This window comes from Nostoc paludosum FACHB-159, assembly GCF_014698835.1.
In the GTDB taxonomy this organism is placed as follows: Bacteria; Cyanobacteriota; Cyanobacteriia; order Cyanobacteriales; family Nostocaceae; genus Nostoc; species Nostoc paludosum.
Genome location: NZ_JACJTU010000118.1, coordinates 1 through 6,868, shown reverse-complemented (window position 1 = coordinate 6,868; position 6,868 = coordinate 1). Strand labels below are relative to the sequence as shown.

At 40.5% G+C, this 6,868-nt stretch carries 7 protein-coding genes and 1 pseudogene; 4 read left to right on the top strand and 4 right to left on the bottom strand.

Annotated elements, in window-relative coordinates:
* Positions 1–95 precede the first annotated feature (95 nt).
* From H6H03_RS38675 to H6H03_RS41675, 3 genes and pseudogenes are all read right to left on the bottom strand, one after another.
* A complete protein-coding gene (locus H6H03_RS38675) occupies positions 96–290 on the bottom strand; it encodes a hypothetical protein (protein WP_190960276.1) in 195 nt (64 codons plus the stop codon).
* 13 nt (positions 291–303) lie between these two features.
* A pseudogene (locus tag H6H03_RS41680) lies at positions 304–531 on the bottom strand (transposase domain-containing protein); the annotation flags it as partial.
* 83 nt (positions 532–614) lie between these two features.
* Positions 615–806 carry a transposase domain-containing protein gene (locus H6H03_RS41675; RefSeq protein ID WP_190960275.1) on the bottom strand — a complete coding sequence of 64 codons (192 nt, stop codon included), beginning with the start codon at positions 804–806 and terminating at the stop codon, positions 615–617.
* A 69-nt stretch (positions 807–875) separates the two neighbouring features.
* On the opposite strand from H6H03_RS41675, the gene H6H03_RS38660 reads away from it, so the two are divergent.
* Together H6H03_RS38660 and H6H03_RS38655 are read left to right on the top strand one after the other, a co-directional pair.
* Complete coding sequence (locus H6H03_RS38660) at positions 876–1,256, top strand: hypothetical protein (protein ID WP_190960274.1); 381 nt, start codon at positions 876–878, stop codon at positions 1,254–1,256.
* A gap of 4 nt (positions 1,257–1,260) precedes the next feature.
* Complete coding sequence (locus H6H03_RS38655; RefSeq protein WP_242058217.1) at positions 1,261–1,497, top strand: hypothetical protein; 237 nt, start codon at positions 1,261–1,263, stop codon at positions 1,495–1,497.
* Positions 1,498–1,570: 73 nt separating this feature from the next.
* On the opposite strand, the gene H6H03_RS38650 is transcribed toward H6H03_RS38655, so the two are convergent.
* Entirely contained in the window at positions 1,571–4,183 is a 2,613-nt protein-coding gene (locus H6H03_RS38650; protein WP_190960273.1) for a glycogen/starch/alpha-glucan phosphorylase, read from the bottom strand.
* A 339-nt stretch (positions 4,184–4,522) separates the two neighbouring features.
* Here H6H03_RS38650 and H6H03_RS38645 point away from each other — a divergent pair, with 339 nt between their 5' ends.
* Both H6H03_RS38645 and H6H03_RS38640 read left to right on the top strand, forming a co-directional pair.
* Positions 4,523–6,214: a solute carrier family 26 protein gene (locus H6H03_RS38645; protein ID WP_190960272.1), complete on the top strand. Its 1,692-nt coding sequence runs from the start codon at positions 4,523–4,525 to the stop codon at positions 6,212–6,214.
* A gap of 276 nt (positions 6,215–6,490) precedes the next feature.
* Positions 6,491–6,787, top strand: coding sequence for a helix-turn-helix domain-containing protein (locus H6H03_RS38640; RefSeq protein ID WP_199339238.1), 297 nt, complete (start codon positions 6,491–6,493; stop codon positions 6,785–6,787).
* Positions 6,788–6,868: the final 81 nt, after the last annotated feature.

The window sequence follows — 6,868 nt, the reverse complement described above, 5'->3', positions numbered from 1 at the left end:
AGGTGAGAGTTGGTAGTACTTCTCTCAGTTTCTGCTACTAAGGGGGGCTGTATTCAATCAGACTCCCTTTTTTTCTTGAACATGACCGATTTAGTCTAAACTCCAGTAAAATGAAAAGCTCCATTATCTAACTGAATAATATGGATATCTTGGGCATAAGTGGCAGAGAATTTTTCTAAGAAAACCTGAAAACAAGCTGCATTTAAATGAGAAAATTCCCAGATGAAATACTCACCCGTTAACGGTTCTACTAATCCATATAAATAAAAATTATCTCGTTGCCATTGCATGATACCGATAGGCTTCCCCTAAAAAAGCACCCTTGCTCTCAATTGTGGCTAGCGGTTTGACTGTTAAATGAAATAGACGGCTCATCACCCCTGCTCCTACTCGCTGTCGTGCTTCTGTTATTGAGGATTTACAGGGTATTCGCCAATATTTTCCCACTCTCACCCACGCTTCACTTAAGCCATCCACTAAATTTTTTAGGACTGCTCTCATTGATGCTTTTGACCACAAGCTCATAGGCACTTACCAGTAAATAAATCCCCAGCCTTATTAAAACGAATAACCGACTACGCCCACGATCAACCACCAAGGCTGGGGATTTATTTTTATGGATCTCCCATACCTATCACCAGACAGATCACCAGATGCGACGGTAAAGCCCGCTTTCGTTCTTCATTACTCCGTGTGTCTGCAATGGCTTTTTCAATTGCCTCTGCTCTTATAGCTGTTTCTAATGCTTTGAGTACCGTACCTGATTCAATCGCAGGCGAGATCAGTGAGAATTCTTTGAGTTGCATTCAATGTCAGTACACTGGGGTGATAACCCCCAGTTTATCTGGTTTTTGGCTTAACCGAACCGTATTGAGATGAATCGAGTAACTGACTATTCCCAAATACAAAAATGGTGGGAAATAGTTATGAGTGCTTATCTCATGGTCAGCCTTCATTCTCAAGTTTTGAACAATCATCCCGAACATGGAGTAAACAAAACCCTAGATCCAGTTGTGGCAAGATTTAGCCAACATCAATGGTGGGACTTTGGTCATGGGTGGAAGAATCTACTCAACAATTTATGCTTAGTCATTCAACCTTTTATATTCTTTAATTTACTAAAACCTTGGCTTCGGGTCTTTCCAGTTTTGCATTTATCGATTGGATTTCTCACACTAATTGAATTGATGAATCGAATGCGAGGTGCTCTTCCAATCCCCTACCAATCTGAGGATTTCTTATTTTCCTCTGCCTAGAGTGATGGAAGAGCGCTTATTAACCCAAACCCTCATTGTCCACATTATCCGGACTGCGAAAATTCCCCTAATTCAAAGTACAGCAGCGTTACCTATGCTACTAGTGACTCTGACAATTATGGCGATTGGTATTTATATTCCTTTCTCTCCAATTGCATCAGGTTTAGGATTTGTGCCTTTACCCGCCAGCTATTTTCTCTGGTTAGCGTTGATTCTATCTAGTTATTGTGTATTGACATAGTTAGTAAAAACCTGGTTTGTGAAAAAATACGGCTACAACTAAACAATACCTTCACAAACCGAGTAAAATGGGGTCAAGATTCTACCCTCAGAGGTTTGACATTCCAAATTTTCTGGCAATATTCAAGAATCGTCCGATCTGAAGAAAATTTGCCAATTCGAGCTGTATTCAAAATTGACATTCTCGTCCAATGCTCTTGCTCAAGATAAACATGGCTGACTCGCTCTTGAGAGTCAAGATAAGATTGATAATCAGCCAGAACCATATACTCATCTCTGATTAGTAAAGATTCCACTATTGGTCTAAACAAATCAGTTCTATCTGGGGAAAAATAACCAGAAGCAATCATATCTATAACCTGTCTGAGTTCTAGATTGCTGTTGTAGTAATTCCAAGGATTGTAATTTTGTGATTTTAAACTAAATACTTCCTCAGCAGTCAACCCAAACAGGAAGAAATTTTCGTTTCCTACTTCTTGGCGAATTTCAATGTTTGCTCCATCGAGTGTACCGATGGTAATTGCACCATTCATTGCCAATTTCATATTACCTGTGCCAGATGCTTCCTTGCCAGCAGTGGAAATTTGCTCTGAAAGTTCCGCCGCCGCACAGATACGTTGTGCTAAGGATACGCAATAGTTTCTCAAAAAGACTATTTTCAAGCGAGAATTCACATCTGGGTCATGATTGACTACGTTGGCTATTGCATGAATGAGTTTGATAACTAGCTTGGCAATAAAATAACCTGGTGCTGCTTTACCGGCGAAGATAAAAGTCCTGGGTAATACTTCCAGAGATGGATTTTGTTTGAACCGATTGTATAGGGTGATGATGTGCAGCAAATTCAAGATTTGGCGTTTGTATTCATGGATACGCTTGACTTGAACATCAAATAGAGAATTGGCATTTACATCAATACCGTTGCATTGCAAAATGTATTCTGCTAAGTCATGCTTGTTCTCGTGTTTTATCTGTTGCCAAGCCTGACAAAATTCTGCATCTTCTAAAAAAGCTTCTAACCGCTTCAATTCGTCTAACTTAGTAATCCATTTCTTGCCAATTCTTTCGGTAATTAACAGTGCCAGTTTTGGGTTACTTAATAAGAGCCAGCGTCGTGGGCTAACTCCATTAGTGATATTAGTGAATTTTTCTGGATATAGTTCATAAAAATCATGGAGCAAACTTTGCTTTAATAATTTGGTATGCAATTGTGACACTCCGTTAATGGTATGACTGCCGACACAAGCTAAATTTGCCATTCTGATTTGTTTTTCAGACCCTTCTCGAATTAGTGAGAGTTGTGCCACACGATTTAAATCACCAGGGAATTGCAGCCACACCTGATTGAGAAAACGACGGTTGATTTCGTAAATAATCTCTAGATGTCTGGGTAAAAGGCGACCGAATAAGCTAATCGGCCATTGCTCTAATGCCTCTGGTAATAGAGTGTGGTTCGTATAAGCACAACAGTTTTGTGTAATTTCCCATGCTCTTTCCCAATCTAACTGGTACTCATCAACTAGTAAACGCATTAACTCAGCAATAATTAGAGATGGATGGGTATCATTCATCTGAATGCTGACTTGTTGATCAAAGTTCTCAAAATGCTCTTGAGAAATTTCTATCCTTAATAATGCTTCTTCATAGGAACCACCTCTACTTCTATGCAGGCGGATCATATAAAGGCGGATGATATCTTGTAAAGAACAGGAAACAAAAAAGTATTGTTGCTCTAATCGCAATTCTTTGCCTTGAGGAGTATTGTCATTGGGATATAAAAGCTTAGAAATATTTTCTGAGAAGGTTTTATCTGCAACCGCACGAGTGTAATCGCCAGTATTAAAAACCTCAAAGTTAAGTTCTTCGCTGGCTCTGGCAGTCCACAACCGCAGTGTATTGACTGTGTTAGTGTTGTATCCAGGTACAAGAGTATCGAAAGGTGTGCCTAAGACAGTGCGATCGCTAATCCACCGGACTCGGTAGTGTCCGTTTTGATCCAAATAAGCTTCGGTGTGTCCACCCAGCTTGACTTCCACAACATACTCTGATCGGGGAATTTCCCAAGGATTACCAAAACGCAACCATTTGTCAGGCCGTTCTACTTGCCAACCATTCTGGATTACTTGGTCAAAAGTCCCAAATTTATAGCGAATACCGTAACAAATGGCAGGAATTTCTAAAGTCGCTAAGGAGTCGAGAAAACAAGCTGCTAAACGCCCTAAGCCACCGTTTCCTAGCCCTGGTTCTTGTTCTTGTTCCATCAAATCGTAGAGATTTAGCCCTAATTCTTGTAACGCTTGATTAGCTACATCCCACAATCCCACGTTTACCAAATTTTTCCGCAGGTGACGACCTTTGAGATATTCAACTGACAAATAGAAAGCAAATTTTGCATCTTTTTCAAAATAGGTCTGTTGAGTTTTTAACCAGCGATAAATTAGGCGATCGCGTACTGTATACGCCAATGCCATATAGTAGTCGTAAGGTATAGCAAAAAACTGATCTTTGCCTTGGATATAAAACAAGTTATCCAGAATTGCCCGCTTCAAAGTTTCCACACTCATACCCGTGCGATCATCTTCTACTTGAATTTTGGCGGGTTCGGTACGATGAATGTGTTTTTGGGAATGATTATAATGTCTCTGATGTTGACCTTTAGTTGAGTGATGATGATTTATATCTGTCATAACTAAATTCTTTTTAATCTAATAGGTTAAATCAAGAATTAAAGAATAATTAATAAAAATTTACTCAATTAATATACATATAAGGTGATTTTTTCCTAGTTGTTAATCGGCTGCTCTTACTCAAGGTTACAGATAAAATGTGAGGATTTTGTGATGTACCAAGACTAAATTTGTACTTCATACTCAGTAGCTATTCAAGAACATATTTTTTTACAATCAATAGTTGACTACTCTATCAAAATGTAAAAATACACAAGCAATACACAAGTAATACAAATGATGATTATTAAAATAATTAATATCTTCTTCAACTAAATCCAAATCCTATCTGCGATCGCCATGTTGGAAAAGTATCAAGTAGCTTTGCTACGCATACCAGGGTTGAAAAGTTTGCTGTCTTACCAACGAGCATGGTTGCGAGGGGATGTGCTAGCAGGTATAACGGTAGCAGCCTACTTGATCCCGCAGTGCATGGCTTACGGGGAGTTGGCAGGGGTGCAACCTGTAGTGGGGTTGTGGGCAATTCTCCCGCCAATGATTATTTATGCTTTGGTGGGATCTTCACCTCAAATCTCGGTAGGGCCAGAATCGACGACGGCGGTAATGACAGCGACAGTGATCGCTCCTTTGGTTGCATCTCATGATGGTAATTATGCCAGTCTCGCTTCTCTGCTGGCTTTAATGATCGGCATTATATGTATAATTGGCTATATTGCCCGCCTGGGTTTTCTAGCAGACTTGCTGTCCAAACCGATTCTGATTGGTTATATGGCAGGAGTCGCTGTAATTATGATTACGGGGCAATTAGGTAAAATTGGCGGCATTAAAATTGAGGCAAATACTGTTTTTGGAGAAGTGAGTGAATTCTTCAGGAAGCTGGATCAAATTCACCAGCCAACCATGATTCTGGCAGTTGTGGTCTTAGCTTTTTTATTCATCATTCAGCGTCTATTTCCGACTGCGCCTAGTCCTCTGTTAGCGGTGTTGCTGGCAACAGCTGGCGTAGCGTTATTCCATCTTGATCGCCAAGGAGTGGCTGTAGTCGGAGAGATTCCAGCTGGCTTACCGCATTTGACTTTACCTAAGGTATCGATGGCGGAGTTGCTACCACTTGCAACTTCAGCCATTGGAATTGCCATCATTGGCTATTCAGATAATGTATTGACAGCAAGAGCATTTGCAAGCCGCAATCACTACAAAATTGATGCTAACCAAGAACTGTTGGCTTTAGGCAGCTCAAACCTGGCAAACGGATTGATGCAGGGTTTTCCAATTAGTAGTAGCGGTAGCCGCACTGCGATCGCAGACTCATTAGGAAGCAAAAGCCAGGTGTTCTCTTTAGTTGCTCTAGTTGTAGTCATCTTGGTGTTGTTATTCCTGCGTCCCTTGCTAGCAGAGTTTCCGAAAGCAGCGTTGGGGTCGATTGTGATCTATGCAGCTACCAGACTGATTGACATCCCGGAATTTCTCAGATTGACACGATTTCGACGCAGTGAGTTATTCTTGGCTCTGACCACAACAGTTGGAGTTCTACTCACAGATATTTTGCTTGGTGTTGGGATTGCAGTGGGTTTATCTGTGATTGATTTATTTGCCAGGGTAGCACGACCACACGATGCAGTTTTGGGAGAAGTGCCGGGTTTGGCTGGATTACACGATATTGAAGATTGGGAGGGAGCCAAAACTATCCCAGGTTTGGTGATTTATCGGTATGACGCTCCTCTTTGCTTTGCCAATGTGGAAAACTTCAAACGACGAGCATTGGAGGCAATTGAGGCTCAAACAACTCCAGTAGAGTGGTTTGTGCTAAACACAGAAGCAATTGCTGAAGTTGATATTACTGCCATAGACGCATTAACAGAATTCCACAGCGAACTAGCCGCCAGAGGTATCACCTTTGCCATGACACGTGTAAAACAGGATCTCTACAAACAACTAAAGCGATCGCAGCTTTTGCAAAAGATTGGCTCTGAACACATTTTTCTTACCTTGCATACTGCGATCGCCGCATTTCAAGCCCGCGATCACTAGAACTGCCTTGAAAATAGGGAACAGGGAACAGGGAACAGCAAAGAAATATTGTAAGGATTCAGGTCTAATATTGAGGAAGTAAAGAAGGGCGAGACAGAGAATTATCAGAATCAGCAATTAGAGCCTGTGAAAAAAAATCAATCACAGATCGACCTTGACGGCGGCAAGTCTGCACTACCGTCAACAAATTAGCAGTAGACTTGTCCGAAATATTAACTTAGGAAAAAAAAATGGTAAAACGTTAAATTGAGTGTCTACCATTTTTCGATATTAGTTATGGTTTTTGATTATATCCAGAAATATCCCCACCGGACAAAACAAATTTTAGGGATTAGTTACGAACAGTTACAATCACTGTTAAATTGCGCGATAAAGCGTCACCAAGAAATTAAAACAAAACTCCAAAGCCGAAAAATAAGAATTAATGCGGCTGGTGGTGGTCGCAAAGAATTATTATCAACCGAAGAACAAGTATGTTTATGCCTATTTTATCTCAGACAGATGCCAACATTTCAAGTATTAGGAATGTTATTTGGAGTATCGAAGACCTTGCGGGGGGACAAAATGGTCTAGAATGCTTATATTACAAAGAGTGTAGCAATTTGTGGTAAAAGAAAAAGAGCCTTCATTCGCAACAAGCTCTATTTAATGATA

What these genes read in the sequence shown, in the direction of transcription:
- H6H03_RS38675 (WP_190960276.1), bottom strand. Translation starts at nt 290, where the DNA reads ATGCAATGGCAACGAGATAATTTTTATTTATATGGATTAGTAGAACCG.
- H6H03_RS41675 (WP_190960275.1), bottom strand. Translation starts at nt 806, where the DNA reads ATGCAACTCAAAGAATTCTCACTGATCTCGCCTGCGATTGAATCAGGT.
- H6H03_RS38660 (WP_190960274.1), top strand. Translation starts at nt 876, where the DNA reads ATGAATCGAGTAACTGACTATTCCCAAATACAAAAATGGTGGGAAATA.
- H6H03_RS38655 (WP_242058217.1), top strand. Translation starts at nt 1,261, where the DNA reads ATGGAAGAGCGCTTATTAACCCAAACCCTCATTGTCCACATTATCCGG.
- H6H03_RS38650 (WP_190960273.1), bottom strand. Translation starts at nt 4,183, where the DNA reads ATGACAGATATAAATCATCATCACTCAACTAAAGGTCAACATCAGAGA.
- H6H03_RS38645 (WP_190960272.1), top strand. Translation starts at nt 4,523, where the DNA reads ATGTTGGAAAAGTATCAAGTAGCTTTGCTACGCATACCAGGGTTGAAA.
- H6H03_RS38640 (WP_199339238.1), top strand. Translation starts at nt 6,491, where the DNA reads ATGGTTTTTGATTATATCCAGAAATATCCCCACCGGACAAAACAAATT.